We start from the raw sequence: 23,414 nt of genomic DNA, 5'->3' as shown, positions 1-23,414 counted from the left end.
AGCTCAGCGCGCCTGAGATCCGCGCACGTGATCTTCCAGTGCCCGCACCACACGGAGTGCTGCTTCGCCGTCGCCGTACGGCATGCCGCGTGCGCTCTTGGGCGCAGGGCGCAGGACGGTGTCGAGCCATGCCTGGGAGCCCAGTTCACGAGGATCCGGCACAAGTGTGTTCCAGCCGCCCCGGAGCGTTTCAGGCCATTCCGTCTCCGTACGGAGTGTCGTGCAGACGCGCTCCAGAAGGAACGCCTCTTTCTGGAGTCCTCCAGAGTCTGTGATCACGCCGCGCGAGCCGAGCACCGTGCGGATCAGCTCGGCGTAGGGAAGGGGGCGGCTGATATGGAGAGAGCCGCGGTCGAGTTTGATGCCGAAGTCCTCGCCACGTGCGAGCAGCCGGGGATGGGCGGCCAGGGCGACGGGAACCGGCAGACTGGCCAGGGCGTCTACGAGAGCCGCCAGGCGATCGGGATGATCCGTGTTCTCGGCCCGGTGCAATGTGGCGAAGAGGTAGGGCTCCTGGGCGTCGAGGAAGGCCGGAGGCCCGGCGGTGGCTTTGTCCCTCAGCACCTTGTCCCTGATGCGCAGGCAAACATCCACCATGACGTCCCCTGTCAGGACCGCACGGTCGGCCAGGCCCTCGGCTGCCAGGTGGCGCACCGCCTCCTGGGTGGGCGCGAGCAGCAGATCGGCAGCGTGGTCGGTGAGAACGCGGTTGTGCTCCTCGGGCATCCGCCGGTTGAAGGAGCGCAGGCCCGCTTCCAGGTGGGCGACGGGGATGTGCTGTTTGGCCGAGGAAAGGGCACCGGCAAGAGTTGAGTTGGTGTCTCCGTAAACCAGCACCCATTCGGGGTGTGCGGCGGCGATGACGGGATCGAGGGCCGCCAAAATGGTACCGGTCTGCACGCCGTGGGTGCCTGAGCCCATGCCCAGGTGCACGTGGGGCTCGGGGATGGAGAGGCCGGTGAAGAAGACGTCGGACAGATCGGCGTCGTAGTGCTGGCCGGTGTGGACGATCGTATGATCGTGCTCCGTGTCGCCGAACGCTGCGGCGACTGCGGCAAGCTTGACGAATTGGGGGCGTGCCCCCACTACGCTCATGACCTTCATGGGTTCGACTTTTCTCGGTATTGGGCTGGAAGCTCCGTCAGAATTGCGTCTTCGTCCGCGTAAAGAATGGCCATCCGCGCAGCACCGGGTGCCGGCCGTGGACCTCGTCGCCGGTCACCCAGCGAAACGGCGGCTTCGCGGCAACCGCTCGCCCCGGCATCGCGCGGGCCAGCACGGGGCTTGGTGCGGAAGGTGGCGTCGTCGCCGATCCTCGCGTCGCCCGGCGGGCCGGATCCGCGAACCAAGGGGTGGGCAGGTACAACTCCCGGTCGCTCAACGCCCGCCCCTCATCCCGCCCATGCCCAGTCCAGGAGGCAGCCCGACCACCCGCCACACCAATGACAGCCGCAGTACTAATGACGCATCGCCCACAGCCGGGACAGCCCGCTCAGCGCCCTGTCGATCTCCAGGGCACACTCGTACAGCTCCTCACGGGGCCTGCCCCAGGGGTCCGGGATGTCGTCCTCTGTTGGGGGGACTGGGGCCGACACACCGCGGCGGGTGGCAGCCGCTGCCACCACGGCCTCGAATCCGCCCACACCACCCCCCGCGGCTCCCCCATCCGCGAGCCGCACGAACTCCTTCAGGGTGAAGCAGTGCCGCATCGCCGCCGGCACGAGGCGCACAGCCGCCTCGCGGTGCTCGCGCGTGAGCCCGAGGACCAGCGGGGCGCCTGCCATGAGCTGTGCGGTGAGCGGGCGGGAGACGAATCCGGAGCCGTCACCGCCCAGCTCCTCCAGGACCGCCCGGGTGGTGTCCTCCATACGGGCACGGTGCCACGCCTCCGTGCCGGCGCTCTCCGGCCGCAGGGCCGAGCCCGGCGGTAGCTTCGCCGCCAGCAGGCGTTCGGCGAGCACCGAGCGGTGCACGTTGCCCGTGCAGACGAACAGGATCCGAATCATTTCCCGTCCGAGGGATGCGTCACCGCGGAGGCGGCCGCCTCCTCCGGCGTGGCCGACATACGCGGAGCTGGCAGCTCGCCGTACTGCCCGTAGGCGCCGTAACGGCCGTAACATCCGCCCTTGGGAACCGGAGCCATGCTGAACACGGTGCCGAGCACGCGAGCGCCCACGCGCTCCAGCGATTCCGCGGCGGTGCGCACCTGGTCCCGGTTGGTCCTCCCGGCCCGCACGACGAGCAGCGCACCCTGGGAGAAAGAGGCGAGCCCCACGGTGTCCGCGACCGGCAGCAGCGGCGCGGTGTCGACGATCACGATGTCGTACATGTCCGCGAGCTCGCGCAGCACCTCTTCCATACGCGCCGAGGCGAGCAGTTCCGCGGGGTTCGGCGGCACAGCACCGCTGGCGAGCACCGAGAGCCCGCCGTCGACCTGCTGCATCACATCCTCAATTCGGGCTTGTCCGATGAGCACCGTGGTCAGGCCCCCGTCCTGGATGAGGCCGAAAGCCGGCGCCACGCACGGGCGACGCAGGTCGCCGTCCACGAGGCAGGTGGAGACGCCGGTCTCGGCGAGGGAGCGGGCGAGGTTCATCGCGATGTTCGTCTTGCCCTCACCGGGCACCGAACTCGTCACCACGATGATCCGCGGCGGATCGTCGACCTGCGAGAACTGCAGGTTGGTGCGCAGCTTGCGGAACGCCTCGGCTCGCTTGGAGTGCCCGTCGGCACTGACCAGCGGCTGCCTTGGGGCGTTCCTGTCGTACGGGATGGTGCCGAGGCCGGGCAGAGCGAGGAACGCGCCCAGTGCCTCGCTCGTCTTGAACGTGGTGTCGAGCGTCTCGCGGAGGGCGACCAGCCCGGCAGCGAACAGCAGGCCGCCGACCACACCCGCGGCCAGGTTCGGCAACGGGCGGGGCGACGTAGGAGAGGTCGGGGCGACGGCTTCCTCGGTGACGCCCAGAGAGACGGGGGAGACCGGTGGTACAGGCGCGTCATCCTCGGCCTTGTCACTCGTCTCGGGCTGTGTGGGGACCGGCCGCTTGGGGGTCTCCAACTGCTCGACGACCGAACTGAATTGTTTTGCCACGGCGTTGGCGATGCGCGCCGCGCGCCGCGGCGCGGTGTCCCGGACGGTGATGTCGATGAGCACGGTCTTGGGCGGAACGCCTGCGGTGATCCGGGACGCCAGCTCCTCCGGAGTGGTGTGCAGCCGCAGCTGTTTCACCACGGGAGCGGTGACCTGGCGGGTCGTCACGATCTCGGCGTACGACTGCACGCGTGCCTGCGAGAACGTCTGCCCCTCGTTCAGATCGATGGTGTTCTCACCGGTGCGGGTGGCAACGAAGAGCTGCGTCCTCGCTTCGTAGACGGGGGTGCTCACGCTTGTCACGGCGAGCGCCGCCCCGACCGCGAGAACCAGACAGACCACGACCGTCGGCCATCGTCTGACAAGAGCCTTCAGGAATCCTTGGAGATCCAAGCTGCACCCCTCACGGGACTGAGGGAACCACCCGACTTGAGGCTTTCTGTTCCCTATGGACGAAGTCGACCATAGGGACTCGGACTCTTCGAGCGGGGGAGACACCCCCTGTGTCGCCCCCTCGGGCGACTCTCGCGACGCACGCCGCGCGAGCCGGGACTAGACCAAACCGATGACTCCTTGCGCCATCAGTCCAATTTATGTCGTTAGGTTCTATATGACCATGTATCCAGGTCATGGTGTCCCCACCGGATCACGGCCGCCACACCACCAGGCTCGGACCCAAGTCGAGGAGATCGAAGAAGATGACAGCATCGCGCAGATGGCGGGCCGCTCTGGCATCGGCGGCGTCGACTGCCATTCTCATCGCAGCACCGCTCATCGGGGCGCAGGCCGCCTCGGCGCAGCCGTACCCGCCGTCGCCCCCGCCCCTGTCCGTCAGTACCACCACGGTGACAGCCGGGGAGGAGTTGAGCTTCAGCACCATCCCCGGCGTGTTCGAGCCCGGCTCGGAGGTCACGGCGCTACTGCAATCAAAGCCGGTCGTGCTCGGCCACTTCCGGGCCCGGGCCGACGGCTCGGTTGCGGGGACCGTGACCATCCCGGCGAACACCGCTACCGGCTGGCACGTCTTCCGGCTCACCTCGAAGCACCCCCGCCAGAGTGTCGGCGTCAGCATCTACGTGCAGGGCAGCATGAGGCCCACCCCGACCGCAAAGCCGCCCCACCACCTGGCCAAGTCCGGGCGCCACGACGAGCCAGGGCGCGGTGGGCACTACGGACATGACGACAGCCGCAATGTTTCCCACGAACTCCCCACAGCCGTCACGCCGTCGAATTCCCCGCACTCGGACCGGAACGGCAAGGGGCTCGCGGCGACGGGCAGTGGTAAGGCGCTGGCGATGGGTGGCACGGCGGCCGCCCTGCTCATGGCGGGCGGGGGCACGATGCTGGCCGTACGCCGTGGTCGCCGTACCTGAGAGATCAGTACGACCACGGCGTCTCGGCCCGGGCCAGGACACCGTCCGCTTGCCCGGCACCAGTCGTTCCGGCAACCGGGCGGGGGGGCTGGCCCGGGCCAGGACACCGTCCGCTTGCCCGGCACCAGTCGTTCCGGCAACCGGGTGGGGGGCCACCGCCGCGCACTGGGACACGCCCTGCCGGCCATCGTGGCGCTCCTGGTCACCGGCTCCGTCTGGATCGCGGCCACCGCTCTGGTCACCCGGTCGGAGCCGCTCGCGGCCCGGCGGGACGTCGAAGCAGTGTCCGGCGATCCGGTCGGCCGAAGCCGTGCACACTGGCGGCAGGTCAGCCGCCACCAGGTCGAACGCCCTGCGGGTGAAGGTCCTCGAAACCCTCCCCCACGACCCGGAAGCGTTCACTCAGGGCCTGGAGATGGCTGGCGGCACGTTCTACGAGGGCACCGGGCTGTCTGTCAGTCCTCCGTACGGTCCGGGGACCCTGGCAAGCCACCCACGGCGTACACAGCCTTCCTGCTCCTCTCTTCGTTGAGGGGATCACGCTGCTGGGCCGAACCCTGCGGCAGTTGATCTGGCGGGACCGAATCGCCATCGAGCGGACGCGACGACACTGAGGGAGCTGCGCCGCGTCCCCTACCTCGACGAAGGCTGGGACATCTGCTTCGACCGCGGCAGGCGGCAGGCGGTGACGAGCGCTGGCTCGGCACGACTGACCTTCCGCAATCCGCGCACCCTCGCGAAGACCGGTGAGGTCACCGTGACCGAAGACGGCCGGCCGGTGACGGGAGTGAACGAGCCGGAGTGCGCCGACCACGCCGTCTACGCCAACGTGCCGCCCACCGAACGCATCGTGCGCATCGACCCCGTCACCGGCGCGGTGACGGCGAGCATCCACGCCTCGGGCCTCCTGCACGCCGACGACCTCGTCCCCGGCGCCACCCTGAACGGCATCGCGCCTGTCCCCGCAACGGACCAGTTCCTCGTCACGGGCAAGTCCCGGCCCAAGATGTTCCGCGTCGCCCTCGTTCCGGCACAGCCGCCGAGCCGCACCGTCCGCTGAACCGGACAGTGGGCGGTGGTGCCGTCCGGCACGAGGTGCCCGCTCCTCGTTGCCCCTGCGTATAAGCGGGTCCTGATCACACCGCCCCCGCACGGGCCACATCCCTGTACAGCCGTTCGAGTTCCGCGACCTTAAGGGAGCCGCGCTCCGCCTGGCTGATCAGATTCCGATTGGACAGGCGATCATTCGCGGTCAGCGGCCCCGCGTAGGAGAGAGCGTCAGCCAACGAGCTGACCAGTGGATCGGGGAGCAGATCCGCCAGCAGGCCCTCCGCCACGAGTTCTCGGTAGGGCGCGATGTCGGAGAGCAGCAGCCGGCACCCGGCAGCTGCGGCTTCGAGTACCGATGAGCTCCGCTGGTCGGCCTGGGGAACCGAAATCGCCGCATCGCTTGCGCGCATCAGCCTGAACATCTCGGCCTGGCCGAGTGGCTGATCGACGACGGCGACCCGGCCGGCCAGATCTCGTGCCCGGGCGCGCAGAAGCGCGAGGTACTCCTGCTGCGCGCGTCTGGCGGCGGCATGAGCCGGCTGGTGACCCGCCACCAACACGAGGAACAGGTCGGGCCGGACTCGCGCGGCACGGATGAACGCCGCGAGAATCTCGTGGGTCCGGTAGACCTCCGCCGTGCTGCGGACCGACAGCGCGACCGTGGCTCCGGCCGGAATGCCGTACTTCGCGCGCGTCAACCGGGGATCGGCGTCGTTTCCGGCATCCAGCAGCGCGTCCGGTACCCCCCAGGAAAGGACCGTGATCCGTGAAGAGAGGACCCGGTATCGGCTCGCCACCAGCTCAGCCACCTCCCGTGACGTCGGCACCACGCGTGCGGCCCGCCGGAGCGCCAGCCGAGCGACCAGCGCCCGGCCGGAATGCCGGCCGGCCGCACGCAGTTCGGATCCCCACGGAGTGATCACGACCGGCACTGGCGGGTGGGCCGGCAGCAGAAGGGAAAGCGCCCCGTGCACGCCGAGCGAATGGACGTGGATGACATCCGGCCGCGCCCGGTGCAGCTCGCGCCGCAGCCAGTGCATGGCGCGCAGCACGCGCAATGGTCGGCACGCTCCGCCGGGGGCGGACGCGGCTCGCCAGCCATTGAGACCCAGACCCGGCTCATGCCAGCTGCAGACCGTCACCTCATGCCCGAGCGCAACCAGATCGTCCGCCCAGCGCCGGGTGTGCGCCGACGTGGCCGACGCGAGCAGGACGACGCGCAGCGGCACGATCGGCGCATCGCACATGCCCGGCTGTCGCGGGGCCTGGTCATGACCGGGCACGGCGCTCCTTGAGTACGAACCGGCCCTTGCCCGCCGCGGCCCGCAGCCGGTTGGCCGGACTGCGTGTGTAGCGGTCCCACCCGATGGCCACCGCCGGCCATCGCGGGTCGGCGAGCACTTCTCCGGCCGCGGTCAGCAGCGCGACGTGCAGACAGTGGTACGCGAAGCTGGCGGGCGCGGTGTGCCGGAGGTCGTACCTGGTCCAGTACCCCAGGTCGAACGCGGCCAGCGAGTCGCGGAGCCGGTCCGCCACACGCTCGTGGGCATTCCCGCTCTGATGCCTGCTCAGCTCGCAGAGACCGAAAAGGGCGAAGACCGCACCGTTGAGAATGTGACCGACCGGGTCGGACGGGCACTCCTCGGGAAAGGGGCGCCCGAGGTGGTCGTAGTGCGAGCAACCGCCCGCGTCCAGCGGCCGGAGCATCAGTTCCACCGCACCCTCGCTCGCGTCGAGAAAGGACCGCTGGCCGGTCGTGGCGTATCCGCGCAGCATCACCGACACCGCCAGGCCCTGGGCCATGGCCGAGTACCAGCCCGGACGCACCCCGTACCGGGGCACTGGTACCGGATAGCGCCAGCCGCCGTTGCTGTCCTGGCTGGCGCGCAGCCATCCTGCCTGGGTCAGCAGAGCCCGCACGCCCGGCGGCTGTTCGTCCCCAGTGTCCGGGTGCCGGCCGGCGACGAGCGCGCCGGTGTGCTGTGCGAGCGCATACAGGCTGATCGAGACGGGGTTCCGGTAGGTCTCGCCGGTCGCGGCGCGGGTCACCACCACGCGCTCGTGGTCGAGCATGCTCCCGGCCGTCATCGGCCGCAGATCGAGCGGGTATCTGCCCGGCTGGTCGGTGGTCATATCACCCGGCGGCGTCGTCGCGTCGACCGGAAAGCTCGGCCGCCGCAGATCGCGTACCGCTTTCCCCGCCATGCCGGCCAGCGTCGTTCTGGCCCATGTCTTGTTGTTCTTCACGCCGGACTCCCCCTGCGGAGCAGCCTGCGACGTCCCCGCGCGGCCAGTGCCTGGCGGTACAGCTCGTTCACCTGGCCGACCGTCCCGGCGATGTCGAACTGCCGGAGCGCGAGCTCACGGCCCCGGCGGGCCATGCGCAGACGTGCCGCGGGATCGGCGAGCAACGCATTCACGGCCTGTGCCAGGGCCGGGGGATCCGCGGGCGGGATCAACAGGCCGGTGCGGCCGTGCTGGACGGTGTCCGGCAGACCACCGACGTCGGTCGCCACCACACCCTTTCGCATGAGCAACGCCTCCACCACGGTATAGCAGGCGGACTCGTCCATGGACGGGTTCACCAGGACGTCCAGCCCGGCCATGACCGAGCTGATGTCGGACCGGAAACCGGTGAACCGGACCCGGTCGGCGACGCCGAGTCGGACGGCGCGGCGTTCCAGCTCGCGCCGGTACTGCCCGTCACCGACCAGCTCGTCACCGACCACGAAGAACCTGGCCTCGGGGTTCTGAAGCAGGATCAGTGGGATGGCGTCGAGGAAGATTTCGTGCCCCTTGACACCGACCTGGCGGAACTCCCGCAACTTGCTCGCGTACATGTACGCGACCATGCCGACAGCCGGGGTGTCGTCGGTGAGGCCGAACTCACAGCGGAAGGCGTCCGGCGGAGTTGCCGGATCGAAGCGGTGCACGTCGCAGCCGTAGTAGCTGACCGCGACCGACCGCGCTCCCATGGCCTGGTAGCGGCGCGCGATCGCCCGGCACGATCCGAGCACCAGATCGTCCCGGCGCAGCGAAAGCCGCTCCAGGATCCGGAAGGGTGCGATCCGAAGATGCACCAGTCCGGGAACCTGCGACACGACCAGCGCCGACGGGTAGGCGGTCGACACCACTCGAGCCACCAGCTTTGCGATGATCAGATGCGAATGGATGACATCCGGCCTGTATGCCCTGACGAATTTCATCAGCCGCCAATGCCCAGCCATCAGTGCTGGTAGTTGTCTGATCCGGTGAGGCACTCCGAACGGGATGATTTCCACCCGAACGCCGCGGACCTCGCGCAACCGGTCGGCGAGCGGGCCCTCTCGGGGCAGCACCGCGCACACCTCGTTGCCCAGCTCGGCAAGGCCCCGCACCTGGTCGTGGAACCAGTTTCCGCCGACGGCGGCCGAGGTGATCTGCAGGACGCGCAGCGGTCGCGGCTTCCCGGTCGCGGACGTGCTCATCGCGCCACCGGTACCGCTGCGTCGTCCGGAGCCGGCTTCGCGGCCAGGATGATCAGCATCAGACCGGCCAGCAGGGGTGGGACCAGCAGGACCTCGCCGAACAGTGAGCAGACCCCGGCACCGACCATGGCCAGCAGCGCCGGCTCGCCCGCAGGATCGCCGGATCGAGCCGCGCACCACGCCCGGCGGACGCCGAGCGCGACAAGCGTGCCGATCCCGGCCGCGCCCACGAGGCCGGTCTGCGAGAGGACTGTCAGGTAGGTGTTGTGAGCGAAATGCAGGAGCGGGAATTGGAGGAGCATGACCTCGTAATCACCTGTGGCGTGGTAGTAGGCGGGCAAATGGTTGGCGAAGTTCAGATATCCGACACCGAAAGCAGGGTGCGCCTCGAACATCCGCAGTGCGCTGCTCCACAGATCGAGCCGTACCGCGGAGTTGACGTCCGGCGCGCCACCGACGATCGAGTCGAACCGGGCCGCGATCGCGGCGGGCAGCAGCGGTACCAGGCAGGCCGTGCCGACGCTCAGGGCCAGGACGCCGCGCAGCGATCTTCGGGCGGCGTAGAGCGCGATCACCGCGATTCCCGCCAGATAGGCGGCGCGGCTCAGCGAGTACGCGACTCCGAGGGCGAGCACGACGACCCCCGCGCCGATTGCCAGCCGCAGCAGGGGCGCCCGGACGGTCGGGTAACGCCTGAGCAGGACTGCGGCCGCCATGACGAAAAGGGCACCCACGGTGTTGTGGTTGGCCGCGTCCTCTTGGGTGATGGCCACAACGGCGGTGTCAGCAGGGGCGAGACCCGACTTCGCCGCGAAGACGGAGCCGATCTGAACGATGTTGATCAAGGCCACAGTCACGCTGCCGCAACAGAACACCACGAGCGCCCGGTCGAGAGCCCGTCCGGGTTCGGCGACCAGGGGCAGCAGCATCAGCGGCGCGCACATCAGCAGGAGGTACTGCCATTTTTCGGCACCCGGCAGATCGGTGTCGCCGGTCACGACGATGGTGGCCACCAGGTAACCGACCGTGCCGACGGTGATCAGGACACCGACGGACTTCGGCCGCGCGATCCCCCGACCGGCGATGACGCGGCCCAGCAGGCACAAGAACATGAGAGCGATCAGCACGCTTGGGGTGATCAGCGAGTGGCCGATGTCGGACTGTGAGAGCGGGATGGCCGCCGCGAGAACACACAGACCCACCTCCGGGAGCAGGGCCAGCGCAATGACCACGAGCGCTGCGGCGGCGCCGGCGGCACTGAGGGAAGGGCTGTACGTCGTCGCGAGACAGCCTGCACCTGCCACGGTCAGGAGTCCCGCCGCCATGAGCCCTCTACTGGCCAGGACTGGTCTCACCTGCCTCGGGTACGTGCCCCGCCGGCGGTGGCCGACCGTCTTGACCGACAGGCACCCGATGGGCGGGCGCGCCGGTACGGCCGCCGTCTCGTCGCCGGCGTGCTCAGCCGGATGGCGTCGGCGGGCGCGGGCAGCCGAGCGCACGCCGTGCGCGAGCAGCACCGCGAGCACCAGGTATCCGGCCGAGTCGGCGGCGCCGGCACCGACCGCGGCATGGTGGGGGGTCAGGGCCACGAGCAGCGCGATGTTGACCATCGCCCCGATCACGGTGGCCGTGATCACGGGCCGGAGCAGGCCGGCGGCCGCCAGGTAGGGCTGGACCGAGCGGGCCGCGCTGAACAGCACGAGGCCAGGGAGCATCGCCCAGATCACCGGCACGGCACCGGAGTACGGCCGCCCGTAGACCGCTGGGATCAGGATGGGCGCAGTCGCCGCCGCCACGACGGCAGCCGTGGCGGCGGCAAGGAACACGGTCCGGGCGATCCTGGCCGCTGCCCGCGCATCCACGGCACCGGAGGTTACGGCGGGAAACATCACCAGCGCGACCGTCGTGGACAGCAGGAGCAGCCCCTCTGCCAGGGGCAGCGCCACCGCGTACACGGCCACGGCCGTCGCCCCGGCGAGCGTCAGGATCACCGGCACGTCCAGGCGCAGCAATCCGTAATGGATGAGGTTCGGGAGATAGGACCTGATGGCGAAGCTGCCGAAGGTACGGGCAGCGAGGGGTTCACCATCGGCGTGGACGCGGGTAGTGGACCCGATCAACAGCATCGCGGCGCAGACCAACTGGCCGGCCAGCACCGCCAGGAAGCAGCTGACAGGGGTCAGCGATCCCGCGGCGAGCAGACCGCAGACACCGACGAGGTAACCGGCCGAAGGGACAGTGCTGAGCAGGTTGTACCTCGCGACCCGGCCGCGACCGAGTTCAGCCATACCGAGCAGCGTGGTCAGCAAGCTCACCGGGCATATGGCGGCCACGAGCAGCGCGAGCCAGTACGGCACGCCGAGCAGCACGGCCGGCCAGAGATGACCGAGCAGCAGCCACAGCCCCGCCAGGGCGGAACCCGACACCATGGAGAACACCAGACTCCACCGGACGATCTGCCGGAATGCGGTGTGCGATGTCCCGGCGAACCGGGCGTTGGCGTTGTCCACACCCAGGACCGTGACGACGCTCAGCACGGAGGGGACCGAGATCATGACCGCGAACGTGGCCCTGCCTCCCACCCCGAGAGCCCTCGCGGTGATGACGCCCGCCGCGAAGCTCATCGCCGTGGCCAGCAAGCGCGTGGCCAGTGTGGCCCCGATCGCCGCCGGACTTACCCCCGGCAGTCGGGCTCGGAGACTTTTCGTGATCGACAGCACCAGGGAACGGCCTCCGGAGTCGCGAGTCGGATCGTGCGGCTGGGAGCGGCGGATGTTCTCGCCGCCTCGACAGCAGGCACAATGTAGCGGCACCGGTAGCGGAAAGTAGTGACACATGCACGTTGAGTAGTAGATTTCTGGTTGCCGGGCCGGATATCACCGCCTTGGCCAGCGCCAGGAGAAGGCTTTCCGGCGCGGACGACCTGGTAGGACGGGAGAACGCGGCTGTGAAGGCGCTCAGCGTGGTCGGCGCACGTCCGCAGATCGTCCGGTCGGCGCCGATCGCGTGGCAACTCGCCCGCCGCTGCGACGAGCACCTGATCGTGCACACCGGCCGGCACTGTGACCACCTGCTGTCGCCATCTCTGCGACGAGATCGGCGTCCCTCCTCCAGACGTGAACTCGGATACGGGCTGGGCCCGTCAGGCCGAGCAGACGGCGAGGACGCTCGCCGCGCTCGATCCGGTTCTCGCGCGGGAGCGCCCGGACTGGGTACTGACCTACGGCGACACCGACTCCCCCCTCGCCGGAACGCTCGCGGCGGCGGCACGAGAACTGCCCATCGCGCACCTGTCGGCGGGCCTGTGCTCTTTCGACCGGACAATGTCCGCGGAACGCAACCGGATCCTGGCCGATCATCTGGCCGGCCTGCTGCTCGCTCCGACCACGGTGCCGATGGCCGATCTGGCCGCCGAGGGTCTGACCACTCGCTCGCTGCTGGTCGGCGATCTGACGGTGGACACGCTCCGGGTGATCAGGGACCAGTGGGCGGGGTCGGGCGAGGAGCGGCATTCACCGTTCCTGACCGGCATCCCTTCACCGCTCCTGACCGGGCATCAAGGGTCCTACGCGCTCGCCACCGGGGGCCGGCAGGTCATCACCGACGCTCCGGACCGGCCGGCCTCGACGGTTGCCGGGCTCGCCGCCTGCTCCAAGCCCGTCCGGCTGCCGGTACACCACAGCTCGCCGTCAGAGCCCGGCAGTTCGACACCGATCTGTCGGGCGGCCGACCCGCTGCCCTGCCGGAGCATGATCGGCGCGCTGGCCGGAGCCGACGGGCTGATCACCGACTCCGGCGGTCTGCGGAAGGAGGCGTTGGTGCTCGGGGTCCCGTGCAGCACACTGCGCGCCGAGACGGAGGCCGGAGGCTCTTCAGGACGGCTGGGACGTCCTGGTTCCCGATCCCCGAAAGTCGCCGGCGGCAGTGGCCGGGCCGCGGCCGACCGGGCAGGCCACCAACATCCTTCGGTGACGGTGAAGCAGCCGTCAAGATCATCGATGTACTGGCGTCACGGGCCCACGACGAGCCCATTGCTCAGCACGCCGCCAGGTACGGCAGGGCGGCTTCGGCGGAGGTGAGGACATGAGGATCTGGATCTTCAACCACTACGCGGCGCCACCGGACTGCGCCGCCGGCACCCGGCACTACGAGCTGGGCCGAGTGCTGCGGGCGAAGGGACACGACGTCACCATCTTCGCCAGCAGCTTCAGCCATTTCAGCAGGCGTGAGGAACGCCTCGCGCCCGGCGAGAAGGCGGCCACCCGGACGATCGACGGCGTCCGCTTCGTCTGGGTCCGCACGCCGCCCTACACCGGCAACGGATACCGCCGCGTGCTCAACATGGCCCACTATGCGACCCGGGTGCTCTCGGCGCAGCGCGGCCTGAACCGGCCGGATGTGATCGTCGGCTCATCAGTACACCTCGCCGCGGTGCTCGCCGCCTGGCTGGCGGCCCGCGTCCGCCGCGCCCGCTTCGTCTTCGAGGTACGCGATCTGTGGCCGCAGACACTGATCGACATGGGCGCGCTGCGCGCGAACGGGCTGCCTGCCCGGCTGCTCCGGCTGGTCGAGTCCTTCTGCTGCCGGCGTGCGTCCGCCGTGATCTGCCTGCTGCCCGGTGCCGCCGACTACCTGCAGGCCCGCGGTCTCCCGGCCGACAAAATCCATTATGTGCCGAACGGGATCGCCGACTCCTCCCGGCCGATGGAACCGGGTGAGTCGGCCGACCCGAACGGTGCGGACCCCGGGGACCGGGCCGCCGACCTGATCGAGCGGATCAGGCGCTTTCGCAAGGACGGTTGTCTCACCGCCGGCTACGTCGGCTCGCACGGACCGGCCAACGGGGTGGCGACCGTTGTCGCGGCCGCGGTGGAGTTGCGAGCCCTCGGCCATCCGCGGGTCGCTGTGGTGATGGTCGGCGACGGCCAGGAGAAGGCCGCGTGCCAACGGCTCGCTCACCAGCATGGCCTGGACAACGTGCTGTTCTGGCCGCCGGTGCCCAAGCAGGCCGTGCCGGCCGTGCTGGCCGAGCTGGATGTGACGCTGTTCTGCCTGCGCGATGTCGCGGTCTTCAAGTACGGCCTGAGCAGCAACAAGCTGTTCGACTACTTGGCGTCTGGCAAGCCCGTGCTGTTCGCGAGCAACGCGCCCGGCGGCCCGGTGCGCGAGTCAGGCGGCGGCGTGTGCGTGCCCGCCGAGTCACCGGCGGACATGGCGGGCGCGCTGGCCGGGCTGGCTTCGATGAGCGAGACAGAACGGGAGCGGATGGGCGAGCGCGGCCGCCGCTGGGTCTACCGGCATCACGGCATGACCGCGCTGGCAGGCGCATTCCTCGCCGCGGTCTCGGATCCGGCGCGGCGCGGGGGTCCGGCTACGGAGGCACGGCTGTGACGCTGCACATCGTGGGCGCTGGCGGCTTCGGCAGGGAGACGCTGGACGCGGTGCGGGCGACAGCCGCGGCACCCGAGGTTGTTTTCGTGGACGAGCACCCGGCAGCCACCACGGTGGACGGCTGTCCGGTGCTGCTGCCCGGGCAGCTGACTTCGTCTGGCGGGCAGCGCAACGAGTTCGTGGTCGCGATCGCCGACGCCGACGCGCGCCGCAGGTTGGCCCGGGAGTTCGAAGACCGCGGCCTGCGAGCGGCGACAGTGATCGACCCGCGTGCGGTTGTCTCCCCCGGCGCCAGGATCGGGCGTGGCTGCGTTGTGCTGGGTCAGGCGTTCATCTCCACCGGCACCGTCACCGGCGCACACGTCCAGGTCAACTACCAGGCCAGCATCGGTCACGACACGGTGCTCGAGGATTTCGTGACGATCCTGCCGGGGGCCAACATCGCCGGCAACGTCACCATCGGCGCCGGGTCCACGGTGGGCAGTAATGCCGCCGTGCTGCAGGGCCGGCGGATCGGGCCGTCCGTCATGGTCGGCGCCGCGGCTCTGGTGACCCGCGATGTCGGCGTCGGTCAGGTGGTCGTCGGCGTCCCCGCCAGGGCCCGGGAGCCCTGACCGTCGGTTCGATCACGGGATCCCGGGCACCCGGCGTCGGCGCGGCTCCCCCGCAGAAGGCCACGTCCAGCGCGAGCGACTGGTGCGGGTCCGGCAGCACAAGCAGGCTGGGTACCGCCGTGCCGCCGGTCAGGTCATCGCGGGCCGCGACCAGGCGTACACCGGGCAGCGCGGCCAGGACCTGGGCGCGGCTGCGGCCCGTCGCACCGAAGTCGGGACGCCCGCTCGTGATGCGTGGTCACCGGGCACCAACCGGCATCGGCTGATCCGTGGCATTCGGCTGCGCGGTTGCCCGGCCGACGGCGGTGGTCACCGCGTCGGCGATCTCGGTCACCTCGGCCTTGGTCAGCCGGTGGTGCACCGGCAGCGAGAGCATCGCCCGGGCGACGGCCTCGGTCACCGGCAGTGCCGCGGCGTCCCCGGTGCCGCCGTCCCGCCGGGCGAAGATCGGCTGCCGGTGTACCGGCGGGAAGTAGATCCGTGCCTCGATGCCCTGGTCCAACAGGTCGGCGAGCACCTGGTCGCGGATGCCGGGAAGCAGGCAGGTGTAGAGCATCCAGCTTCCCCGGGCATCGGGTACCTGGTGTGGCGTCGTCAGGCCGGGCAGCCCGGCCAGCCGCCGGGTCAGTGATTCCGCGATCAACTGTTTGCGCCCCAGGATGCCGTCCAGCTTGCGCAGCTGCACCCGGCCGATCGCGGCCTGCATCTCGGTCAGCCGCCAGTTGTAGCCGAGGCTCTCATGCTGGTACAGCCCGGTCTGACCATGGTTGCGGAGCAGTTTCAGCCGCTCCGCGACGCCCGGGTCGTTGGTCAGCACCATGCCGCCCTCACCGGTGGTGATGTTCTTGGTAGGGGTGAAGCTGAACATCGCCGACCGGCCGAAGGTGCCGACCGGTCTGCCGCGGTACTCGGCGCCGGCCGCCTGCGCGGCGTCCTCCAGCAACGGCACGCCGGCCTCGCCGCATACCCGTGCCAACCCGTCGAGGTCACCGGGCTGCCCCGCGTAGTGGACGGTCATGACGGCCCGCGTGGCCGGGGTGATCCGGGCCGCGACCGATTGCGGGTCGAGGTTGAACGTCCGGGGGTCGATGTCGGCGAACACCGGGGTGGCGCCGACATGGCACACCGATGTCGCCGTGGCGACGAAGGTCATCGACGGGACGATCACCTCGTCGCCGGGGCCGAGACCCTCGGCGAGCAACATCGCATGCAGCGCGGCCGTGCCGGTGCAGAACGTCACACCGAACCGCGCCTGGTGCCGGTCGGCGAACTCCTGCGCGAACGCTTCGTTCTCCGCGCCGTTGGTGAGAACGCCGCTGCGCAGGACCCTGCGTACCGCCTCCCCTTCCTCCTCACCGAGATCGGGACTGGCGAGCCGGATCCGGACGTTGCTGTCAGGCACCTGTGAGCATCCTTTCTGGTTTGCGGGCGATCGGATCGTTGTCGTGGCTGGCGGTGGCTCCGCGCCCGGCCAGGACCGTCCAGACGGTGAGGAACAAGATGGCCAGGTCCAGCCGGAAGCTCGAGCGGAGGATGTAACGCAGATCCCACTCGATGCGCTCCGGCCAGCTCAGCCGCTGTCGCCCGTGCACCTGCGCCAGGCCGGTCAGTCCTGGGGTGGCCAGCAGCCGCAACTGCTGACGATCGGTGTACCGGCTTACCTGGTAGGGCAAGGTCGGCCGGGGCCCGACCAGGCTCATCTGCCCGCGCAGCACATTGACCAGCTGCGGCAACTCGTCAAGGGACATGCGGCGCAGCACCCGGCCGACTGCGGTCACCCAGGCGGTGTCGGCGTCACCCGGACTCTCCGGGCTGGCCGGAACATTCACCATCGTGCGCAGCTTCAGCAGGACGAACAGACAGCCGTCGCGGCCGACCCGCTGCTGGCGGAACAGGACGGGTCTGCCATGCGCGAGCAGGTGCGCCAGCGCTGCGATCGCGCAGAGCAGCGCGGCCGGCACGATGATCAGGCTGACCGCGACCAGGTCCAGCAGTCGCTTGCCGCGGTACGACCGGCGGCGGGGCTCCTGGTTGCCGACCCGGGCACCGCCGGGCACTGCGGTGGGCGCCTCCGGACTCACCGGGTCGGCCGGGTACCGGCCCGGCAGAGGTGGGGCGGTCATCTGCTGGCCTCCGCTTTTTCGGGCTGGCCGGGCAGCACGGGCTGGCCGGCCGGTTGCTCGGGGCCGGGCGCGGCGGCGAGGCGCGCCAGGGCGACGCGTACCTCATCCGGATCGGTGAGGTGACCGATGCCGGTGACCTCGCCGACATCGAGTACAGGCACCGGCACCTGTCTGACCAGCGGATGCCTCGGCCGGTGGTCCGGCTCCTCCTTACCCAGCAGGTCCTCGGTCAGCTTTTCGCCGGGCCGCAGCCCGGTGAAGACGATCTCGACGTGCCGCGACGTCGCGGCGGCCATACGACGGGCGAGGTCGACGATGCGGACCTGGTCTCCCATGTCGAGGACGAGGACCTCACCGCTCTCCCCGACGGCCACCGCCTGGAGTACCAGTTGGACGGCTTCCGTGGCTGTCATGAAGTAGCGGGCGACCTGCGGGTGTGTCACGGTGACCGGGCCGCCCGCAGCGATCTGCGCGGACATCGAGCCGAGCAGCGAACCCCGGCTGCCCAGGACGTTGCCGAACCTGACGGACACCCAGGTTCCGGGGTATTCACCGGCCATGTGTGCGGTGAGCCGCTCGGTGATCCGCTTGGAGGTGCCCAGGACGCTCACCGGGTCGGCCGCCTTGTCGGTGGAGACGTTCACGAACGACCGCACGCCACAGGCCACAGCCGCGTGCAGCACGTTCAGCGTGCCGGTCACGTTTGTCTTCAGCGCCTCGGCCGGATACCGCTCGAGCAGCGGGAGATGTTTCACCGCCGCCGTGTGGAACACGATCTCGGGGCGGGTCTGCGCGAAGATCTCGCGCATGCGGGAGGCATCTCTGATGTCGGCGAGCACAACCTCGTCGGAATCGAGCAGCGCACGGCCGTGCAGCGCGAGCTGGATCGCGTGCAGAGCTGATTCGTCCCGGTCGAGCATCACCAGCGACGCGGGGCCCAGCCGGTGCAACTGGCGGCACAGCTCCGAACCGATCGAGCCGCCAGCGCCGGTGACAAGGATGCGGCGTCCGGCGAATTGACCGGCAGCCGACGTCAGGTCCAGCCGGATCGGATCGCGGCCCAGCAACTGAGTGATCCGCGGGTCGCGGACGTCGTCGATCCGCGCCGGTCCGGCGACCAGTTCCTCGACGCGCGGAATCACCTTGGTGATCAGACCGATCGACTCGGCCAGTGTGATCAGCTCGCGGACCACCTGGCCGTCCCGGCACCCGCCGGCGATCGCGATCACCATGACCGTCGCCCCGGTCTCCGCAGCGACCTCCGCGAGTCGATCCCGCCCGCCGCGCACTCGGATACCGCAGATCCGCAGGCGGCGCTTGCCTGGGTCGTCATCCAGCAGGGCAACCGGGTGGTACTGCGCGCCGGGCTGACCGATCAGCCGCTGCACCAGTTGCGTTCCGGCGCTGCCCGCACCGAACACGATCACCTTGACGGCGGTCGGCGCGGGCCGTCTCGGCCTGCGCCGGACGGCCGCGACTGCGGCCCTCACGGTGATCATGGCAAGTACGCCAACCAGGGCGGCGAGGCCGGCCACGCCCGGCTCGTCGCCCACCAGGGGAAGCCCCGCCTGGCAGATGCCCTCCAGAAGGAGCCCGGTCAGCCCGGCGGAGACCAGCACCGCGCTCAACTCCGCGCCGGTCTCCGCCTGATAGCGCCCGGAGTAAAGCCCGCACACGGCTCCGGCCAGTACTGCTGCTGTCGATGTGACAGCACAGAGATTCACCAGATCGCCAGGTCCGACGAGCAGAGCGGAAGCGCTGCTCGTGGTCAGGCCGGCAATCAACAGGCCGCAAGTCCAGGCGATCGCGTCGCTGGCGGCTTGCACCGCCGACCTGCGGCACCGGGCGGCAATCCCCGACCGACCACTCGGCAAAGCGCGGCTTTCCTGTGCGGTGTGAAACACCGCAGGATGAACCGCTGTCATCTTGTCGTTGCCCGCGCATTCCCCACGCAAGGTGAACCCCGATCAGCAGGTCGTCATATGCCAACGACCCATTCCGGCACTTTGCTGACCGTATGTCCACAGACGCCGCCGCATCCTTTTGGGTGGATCAGAATATTTCTTGTGTTCTCGAACACTTGATTTCCTGTGGGCGCGATTTTCGCTGCTCGGGCGGATGAGTCCCGCTGCACCCTTCTTGAGCGGGTGAGGGCCCCTTGAGGTTTACCTGAGCGGCCCGACTACTTCACGCACGGCTGGATACGCACCTTGGTCGTCTGCGGCCATGCCAACGGCTGCAAGGGCACCACGGGGGCGCGGTCCGAAGCCGGTTCCAGCAGACGAATGTCCACTTCTCTCGTCTGACCGGGCAAAAGTTCCACCTGCGTCCCGAGTACCGGGTGACCGCGCTCCTCGGTCGACGACAACAGAAGTCGCCGCCCGTCCAGGGTCCCACCGGTGAACCGCGCACCGGAACTGGCGTACAAGGAAAGCCAGATGCTTGTGGACCCCGGGGGGTGTGAGCGCCGGGGATCGTCGGAACGGAGAGCGACGAGGGCAGGCAGGCCCGTAGCGGGAGCTGCGCTTGTCAGCCTGATTCGCACTACGCTGGAACGGCTTCCGCCCTCGCAAGGACCAAGTTCGTAGGTCAGCGACCGACGCAGATAGTAGTCCATTTTGTTGCCTGCGGAATTGTTGACCACGAGATAGGCGAACGGCCCTGTTCTCTCGGGGACGTCGCCGGCCAGCCCGGCTTCTTCGAGTGCCGACTCGGTGGACGCATCTCTGCTCCACACGCGCAGTCGGCCGTCGTCGGCGTTCTGTCGCAGTGCGTGGAGGAGGGCCACCGAATCGTGGTGGTTGCCCAGCAAGGCAGTAGCCGCTGACTGTGCGACCTGTACCAGGAAACGCTTTCGTTCGATGTTGCTGTACGACGCGTAAAGGGTGCTCTCGGTGAACTCTACGGTGTTGTCCGCTGTCAGATGCTTTCCGTCCGGAAGGCGGACCGGCCCCGTGGCTTCGAGGACACGGGCAAGTCCCACAGGATCGGTCGCGATGGCCCCATCGAGACGCTGCCCCGTGTGTCGCTGCCACAAGCCCACCCAGATCTGCGCCGCATAGGGAAAATGAGCGGACAGATTGGAATTAGCCAGCCCCTGGGTGCTCTCAGCAGCTCCGTACCGGCGGTCGAACGCCGGCCCGAAGTTCGCCACGGGGGTGGTGGTGCGTGGCAGCGTGTCATCCGACGCGAAGTCGTGCAAATTGATGCGACCACGGTCGGCGGTCAAGATGCCAAAGGTGCCTACGAGGCCACCGGTCCCCCGGGCCTCGGCATTGTTCTGAAAGGCAAGAAAGTAGGAGCGTGGCTCTGAGGCACCCAGAAGAGGCATCAGCAGCCGCATCGTCGCCTGCGCCTCGGAGACCGAGCCGGAAAGGCGCGCCACTCGGTCGGACAGCCGCTGCCGTTCCGTGTCGAGGCGACCGACCACCGTCGAGCCGGGCAGGCCATTCAAACTCGTCTCGATTCCGGTCAGCTGACGGTGCACATTCCCCAGCAGGTCCGTGGCAGCCGAAAGCCGGCGGAGGTCGACGCGACCCTGGTGCACCATCTGGCCGGACGCGAGCAGTTGATGCAGTCGCACCGCCTCCGGGAGCACCCCGGTGGCCATCTCGTCGGCGGCGACACTCAGTCCCCGGGCGGAACGGAGCGGTGGGCCCATCAGGGGGAGGTACTCGGCTACGCTCCACACCGGCGTGCCGGCCGCGCTCCGGGCGGCCGCTGTGTGTTTCCGGATGTCGCCCAGCACCTCGGCCGAGGGCTGGCGATGACGGGCCATCTCCGTTTGCAGTCGATCGGTGGTCACCTGAGCCGCAGCGAGATTGCTCTGGACCGCGCGGACCTCCCACACCAGGAAACCGGCCGACGCGGCGGACAACAAACCGACGGCTCCGGCAACCCAGAGGAAGGCCCGGTGGCGGCGCCTCAACACCAGAGCCGCGAATGCCCGCGCACCCTCCTCAGCGCCCTTCCAGTTGCACGTCGGGCCTTTGCCTGCCTTCATTGCCTACCCACGAATCGGAGGGCCCACCCGGAACCAAGCATTGGGATTGGATCAATAATGTCTCCCTCACGGAGACGCGTTGCGAACTTCACCGCGCCAGGCAGCAGAAAACTCGGTCCGAACGGCCTAACCTAAGGGCTAGAGTGTGGGCTTCGTCACGTAGTGGCCAAGAGAAAGCGACACGACGAGCTGCGCGAATGCGAGACAGACCCAACCAGTATCTCAGCTGTAAAACCAACACAACCTGCGTGGGACACGACCCGTGCTGAAACACATCTGTTCCGGTCCCTCGTGATGAGTGCGACCGCCTTCGGCGTGGTCCTGGTCGGAGCCCTGGGCGCGGCGGCCGGCGCGACTTCCCAATCAGGAAGTCAAGTGGCCGGCGTGACTGGTGGGCAGCTTGACAGCACGTTCCGTCGCGCATCATGGCCCACAAGACATCGGCTCTGCGGCGGGCGAGTGACAGCACAGCCTGCTTGTGCCCTTTCCCCTCAGCGCGCTTGTGTTCGACCTGGCAGCGGATGGACTCCCAGGCTCGCGGGTGCGCAGGGCGGCGGCCAGTGCGTGGTGCTCCTGGGGGATGCAGCCGAGGTAACCCACCTGTTCCTGCTGACCCGCATCGGCCTCAGCACCGAGAGCGCGGACTGTCGCACTCGGCGACATCCTCGGCGGACAGCGTGGTGACGACGGTGCCGCGGTGCCAGGCGCAGTGCACGAGTCCCTCGCGCTCCACAGCGGCCTACGCCCCCGCCCTCGCAGGCCTCCACACGCTCCTCGTCCGACACCGGACGGCAGCCGCCCCGTCCGACGGCACCGATCACGAAAGAAGCGCCCCTGCATGAGTTCCCTGTTCACCCCCCTCACCCTGCGATCCCTGTCGATTCCCAACCGGGTCTGGATGTCCCCGATGTGTATGTACTCCGCCGCCCCCGAGGGCCAGGACACCGGTGCGCCGACCGACTTCCACCTCACCCACCTGGCCTCGCGCGCCGCCGGCGGTGCGGGCCTGGTCATGGCCGAGGCCACCAGGCGTCCGGCCCGACGGGCGCATCAGTCCTGGGACCCTGGCCTGTGGAACGACATCGCGACCTGCGGCGGACGATTCCGGCCACCGAGGCGAAATGTACACATTTACTGCGGCAGCACTGGAAGGGCGGGACGGACGTGACGATCGAACCAGTGACCGAACTCGGGAGCGGGGGCGCGCTCCGGCCGCCGCGCGCCCGGGTGACCCCTCTGTCCGCCCCGTCCTCGTCGTACACCGCAGCGGTCGGGCGGTACCTCACCGGCGCGGGCATCGCGAAGTCCTCCGCGCGGATCAAACGGATCTCGCTGACGACATGGGGATGGATGCTTGCCGGCGAACCGGCGCCGACCGGACCCGCCCGCCGAGGCGCGAAGCCGCCAGTCTTCCCCCCTCACCGAGATCGACGACCCGGCCCTGCCCGAGGTGCTGGCCGAGCTGGCGGCGGCGCGGGCGGACGTGATGGACGCCGACACCGTCAACCGGGAGTTGTCCATCGCCGCCAAGGGCGGGGCGATCGAGTGGATTCACTGGCAGTCCGGCACCGCCCAGCTTCTGCCCCGACTGATCGCCCGTCGCACCCGTGGCCCGCTGTTCCTCACCGACCGCAAGACCCCGGCCGGAACACCCACGCTGGACGTGTGCTCCGAGACCGGCCGGGCCCGGCTCTCCTATCGCCGGGCCGAGGAAATCCTCGAGGAGAACACCCGGCTACTGGCCAACCCTCTCGCCTCGCCCGAGGACATCGAGGACCTGAACGGCTGGACGCTCCATCGGCTACGCCACAGTGCCCTGACACACGACGCTGAGGGCGGTACCTCCACCCCGATGCTGCCGGCCCGCTCCCGCCACGCGTCCGTCCGCTCCCTGGAACGCTACGCCCGCCCCAGCGTCGACGCAGTCGCCCGACACGTCGCCGAACGCGACGCCGCCGCCCGCCGGAAGCGCTGACGCCTTCAAGATCAACTACTGGCGACTCTGGGTCCACCTCGGTGATCCCCCTTGAGCGGCGACGGCAGGAACACCTGACGAGCCGTTCGGGCGCTGCCGCGAGGCGGGGAACGAGCCGAACGTAGGCAACCATCCCGACGGTCCTGACCAAGGTCTGGGGCGCCACGACCGCCGCTGCCGCAGCCATGCCGTCCGGCATAGGCCGACGCCTCGCCGAACGCTGGCGTATCGCTTATTGGCTCTAACAAAAGCCGTTGATCATGTGACTGTCGGCTCGCTGGATCGTTGGTGTGGTCGTGGGGAAGAGACAGTCGCGGCCGTGGATCG

The 23,414-nt window shown here is 69.4% G+C and carries 18 protein-coding genes and 4 pseudogenes; 8 read left to right on the top strand and 14 right to left on the bottom strand.

Features of this window, described 5'->3' with window-relative positions; translation table 11 throughout:
* Positions 1-3: 3 nt before the first annotated feature.
* From wecB to ACZ5Y0_RS31980, 5 genes and pseudogenes are all read right to left on the bottom strand, one after another.
* Positions 4-1,104 (bottom strand): non-hydrolyzing UDP-N-acetylglucosamine 2-epimerase, encoded by a 1,101-nt coding sequence (gene wecB, locus ACZ5Y0_RS32000; RefSeq protein WP_469132170.1) that lies wholly within the window; start codon positions 1,102-1,104, stop codon positions 4-6.
* Positions 1,105-1,174: 70 nt separating this feature from the next.
* Positions 1,175-1,393, bottom strand: a pseudogene (locus ACZ5Y0_RS31995) (transposase); the annotation flags it as partial.
* Between the two features lie 64 nt (positions 1,394-1,457).
* Positions 1,458-2,006 carry an arsenate reductase/protein-tyrosine-phosphatase family protein gene (locus ACZ5Y0_RS31990; RefSeq protein ID WP_469132169.1) on the bottom strand — a complete coding sequence of 183 codons (549 nt, stop codon included), beginning with the start codon at positions 2,004-2,006 and terminating at the stop codon, positions 1,458-1,460.
* Complete coding sequence (locus ACZ5Y0_RS31985; protein ID WP_469132168.1) at positions 2,003-3,589, bottom strand: tyrosine-protein kinase domain-containing protein; 1,587 nt, start codon at positions 3,587-3,589, stop codon at positions 2,003-2,005. The genes ACZ5Y0_RS31990 and ACZ5Y0_RS31985 overlap by 4 nt, the downstream gene beginning before the upstream one ends.
* Before the next feature lie 148 nt (positions 3,590-3,737).
* Complete coding sequence (locus tag ACZ5Y0_RS31980) at positions 3,738-3,971, bottom strand: hypothetical protein (protein ID WP_469132167.1); 234 nt, start codon at positions 3,969-3,971, stop codon at positions 3,738-3,740.
* On the opposite strand from ACZ5Y0_RS31980, the gene ACZ5Y0_RS31975 reads away from it, so the two are divergent.
* The 3 genes and pseudogenes from ACZ5Y0_RS31975 to ACZ5Y0_RS31965 all read left to right on the top strand — a co-directional run bounded on the left by ACZ5Y0_RS31975 (position 3,955) and on the right by ACZ5Y0_RS31965 (position 5,524).
* Positions 3,955-4,464, top strand: coding sequence for a hypothetical protein (locus tag ACZ5Y0_RS31975; RefSeq protein ID WP_469132166.1), 510 nt, complete (start codon positions 3,955-3,957; stop codon positions 4,462-4,464). The genes ACZ5Y0_RS31980 and ACZ5Y0_RS31975 overlap by 17 nt on opposite strands.
* Positions 4,370-4,996: a glutaminyl-peptide cyclotransferase gene (locus ACZ5Y0_RS31970; protein WP_469132165.1), complete on the top strand. Its 627-nt coding sequence runs from the start codon at positions 4,370-4,372 to the stop codon at positions 4,994-4,996. The genes ACZ5Y0_RS31975 and ACZ5Y0_RS31970 overlap by 95 nt, the downstream gene beginning before the upstream one ends.
* Positions 4,884-5,524 (top strand): annotated as a pseudogene (locus tag ACZ5Y0_RS31965) (glutaminyl-peptide cyclotransferase). The gene ACZ5Y0_RS31970 and the pseudogene ACZ5Y0_RS31965 overlap by 113 nt, the downstream one beginning before the upstream one ends.
* Before the next feature lie 76 nt (positions 5,525-5,600).
* Here the strand turns inward: ACZ5Y0_RS31965 and ACZ5Y0_RS31960 are convergent.
* Genes ACZ5Y0_RS31960 through ACZ5Y0_RS31945 form a run of 4 tightly spaced genes read right to left on the bottom strand, consistent with a single transcriptional unit; the run spans position 5,601 to position 11,536 of the window.
* Positions 5,601-6,797: a glycosyltransferase family 4 protein gene (locus ACZ5Y0_RS31960; RefSeq protein WP_469132164.1), complete on the bottom strand. Its 1,197-nt coding sequence runs from the start codon at positions 6,795-6,797 to the stop codon at positions 5,601-5,603.
* On the bottom strand, positions 6,784-7,761 hold the full coding sequence (locus tag ACZ5Y0_RS31955; RefSeq protein WP_469132163.1) for a D-glucuronyl C5-epimerase family protein: 978 nt from the start codon (positions 7,759-7,761) through the stop codon (positions 6,784-6,786). Before ACZ5Y0_RS31955 ends, ACZ5Y0_RS31960 begins: the two co-directional genes overlap by 14 nt.
* Positions 7,758-8,981 carry a glycosyltransferase family 4 protein gene (locus ACZ5Y0_RS31950; protein ID WP_469132162.1) on the bottom strand — a complete coding sequence of 408 codons (1,224 nt, stop codon included), beginning with the start codon at positions 8,979-8,981 and terminating at the stop codon, positions 7,758-7,760. Before ACZ5Y0_RS31950 ends, ACZ5Y0_RS31955 begins: the two co-directional genes overlap by 4 nt.
* Positions 8,978-11,536 (bottom strand): O-antigen ligase family protein, encoded by a 2,559-nt coding sequence (locus ACZ5Y0_RS31945; protein ID WP_469132161.1) that lies wholly within the window; start codon positions 11,534-11,536, stop codon positions 8,978-8,980. The genes ACZ5Y0_RS31950 and ACZ5Y0_RS31945 overlap by 4 nt, the downstream gene beginning before the upstream one ends.
* Before the next feature lie 507 nt (positions 11,537-12,043).
* Here ACZ5Y0_RS31945 and ACZ5Y0_RS31940 point away from each other — a divergent pair.
* From ACZ5Y0_RS31940 to ACZ5Y0_RS31930, 3 genes are read left to right on the top strand one after another with little or no spacing between them, the layout of a single operon-like run.
* Entirely contained in the window at positions 12,044-13,060 is a 1,017-nt protein-coding gene (locus ACZ5Y0_RS31940) for a UDP-N-acetylglucosamine 2-epimerase (RefSeq protein WP_469132160.1), read from the top strand.
* Between the two features lie 4 nt (positions 13,061-13,064).
* A complete protein-coding gene (locus ACZ5Y0_RS31935) occupies positions 13,065-14,372 on the top strand; it encodes a glycosyltransferase family 4 protein (protein WP_469132159.1) in 1,308 nt (435 codons plus the stop codon).
* Entirely contained in the window at positions 14,369-14,986 is a 618-nt protein-coding gene (locus tag ACZ5Y0_RS31930) for an acetyltransferase (protein WP_469132158.1), read from the top strand. Before ACZ5Y0_RS31935 ends, ACZ5Y0_RS31930 begins: the two co-directional genes overlap by 4 nt.
* A 238-nt stretch (positions 14,987-15,224) precedes the next feature.
* Here the strand turns inward: ACZ5Y0_RS31930 and ACZ5Y0_RS31925 are convergent, their stop codons facing one another.
* The 5 genes and pseudogenes from ACZ5Y0_RS31925 to ACZ5Y0_RS31905 form a co-directional block, all read right to left on the bottom strand.
* A complete protein-coding gene (locus ACZ5Y0_RS31925) occupies positions 15,225-16,388 on the bottom strand; it encodes a DegT/DnrJ/EryC1/StrS family aminotransferase (protein ID WP_469132157.1) in 1,164 nt (387 codons plus the stop codon).
* Positions 16,381-17,109: a sugar transferase gene (locus tag ACZ5Y0_RS31920; protein ID WP_469132156.1), complete on the bottom strand. Its 729-nt coding sequence runs from the start codon at positions 17,107-17,109 to the stop codon at positions 16,381-16,383. The genes ACZ5Y0_RS31925 and ACZ5Y0_RS31920 overlap by 8 nt, the downstream gene beginning before the upstream one ends.
* Complete coding sequence (locus tag ACZ5Y0_RS31915; RefSeq protein WP_469132155.1) at positions 17,106-18,935, bottom strand: SDR family NAD(P)-dependent oxidoreductase; 1,830 nt, start codon at positions 18,933-18,935, stop codon at positions 17,106-17,108. The genes ACZ5Y0_RS31920 and ACZ5Y0_RS31915 overlap by 4 nt, the downstream gene beginning before the upstream one ends.
* 356 nt (positions 18,936-19,291) lie before the next feature.
* Complete coding sequence (locus ACZ5Y0_RS31910; RefSeq protein WP_469132154.1) at positions 19,292-21,112, bottom strand: DUF4012 domain-containing protein; 1,821 nt, start codon at positions 21,110-21,112, stop codon at positions 19,292-19,294.
* A 371-nt stretch (positions 21,113-21,483) separates the two neighbouring features.
* Positions 21,484-21,614, bottom strand: a pseudogene (locus ACZ5Y0_RS31905) (IS110 family transposase); the annotation flags it as partial.
* Between the two features lie 336 nt (positions 21,615-21,950).
* On the opposite strand from ACZ5Y0_RS31905, the pseudogene ACZ5Y0_RS31900 reads away from it, so the two are divergent.
* Together ACZ5Y0_RS31900 and ACZ5Y0_RS31895 are read left to right on the top strand one after the other, a co-directional pair.
* A pseudogene (locus ACZ5Y0_RS31900) lies at positions 21,951-22,193 on the top strand (oxidoreductase); the annotation flags it as partial.
* A gap of 273 nt (positions 22,194-22,466) precedes the next feature.
* Positions 22,467-23,087: a site-specific integrase gene (locus ACZ5Y0_RS31895; RefSeq protein ID WP_469132153.1), complete on the top strand. Its 621-nt coding sequence runs from the start codon at positions 22,467-22,469 to the stop codon at positions 23,085-23,087.
* The last annotated feature ends 327 nt before the right edge of the window (positions 23,088-23,414 follow it).

Source organism: Streptomyces sp. NPDC033216 (assembly GCF_055577115.1).
This window is presented reverse-complemented; position numbering and strand designations above follow the sequence as displayed.

Coding starts and splice junctions, on each gene's coding strand:
- ACZ5Y0_RS31950 (WP_469132162.1), bottom strand. CDS start 8,981: ATGAGCACGTCCGCGACCGGGAAGCCGCGACCGCTGCGCGTCCTGCAG.
- ACZ5Y0_RS31910 (WP_469132154.1), bottom strand. CDS start 21,112: ATGAAGGCAGGCAAAGGCCCGACGTGCAACTGGAAGGGCGCTGAGGAG.
- ACZ5Y0_RS31990 (WP_469132169.1), bottom strand. CDS start 2,006: ATGATTCGGATCCTGTTCGTCTGCACGGGCAACGTGCACCGCTCGGTG.
- ACZ5Y0_RS31945 (WP_469132161.1), bottom strand. CDS start 11,536: ATGATCTCGGTCCCCTCCGTGCTGAGCGTCGTCACGGTCCTGGGTGTG.
- ACZ5Y0_RS31980 (WP_469132167.1), bottom strand. CDS start 3,971: ATGGTGCTGAAGCTCAACTCCTCCCCGGCTGTCACCGTGGTGGTACTG.
- ACZ5Y0_RS31935 (WP_469132159.1), top strand. CDS start 13,065: ATGAGGATCTGGATCTTCAACCACTACGCGGCGCCACCGGACTGCGCC.
- ACZ5Y0_RS31920 (WP_469132156.1), bottom strand. CDS start 17,109: ATGACCGCCCCACCTCTGCCGGGCCGGTACCCGGCCGACCCGGTGAGT.
- wecB (WP_469132170.1), bottom strand. CDS start 1,104: ATGAAGGTCATGAGCGTAGTGGGGGCACGCCCCCAATTCGTCAAGCTT.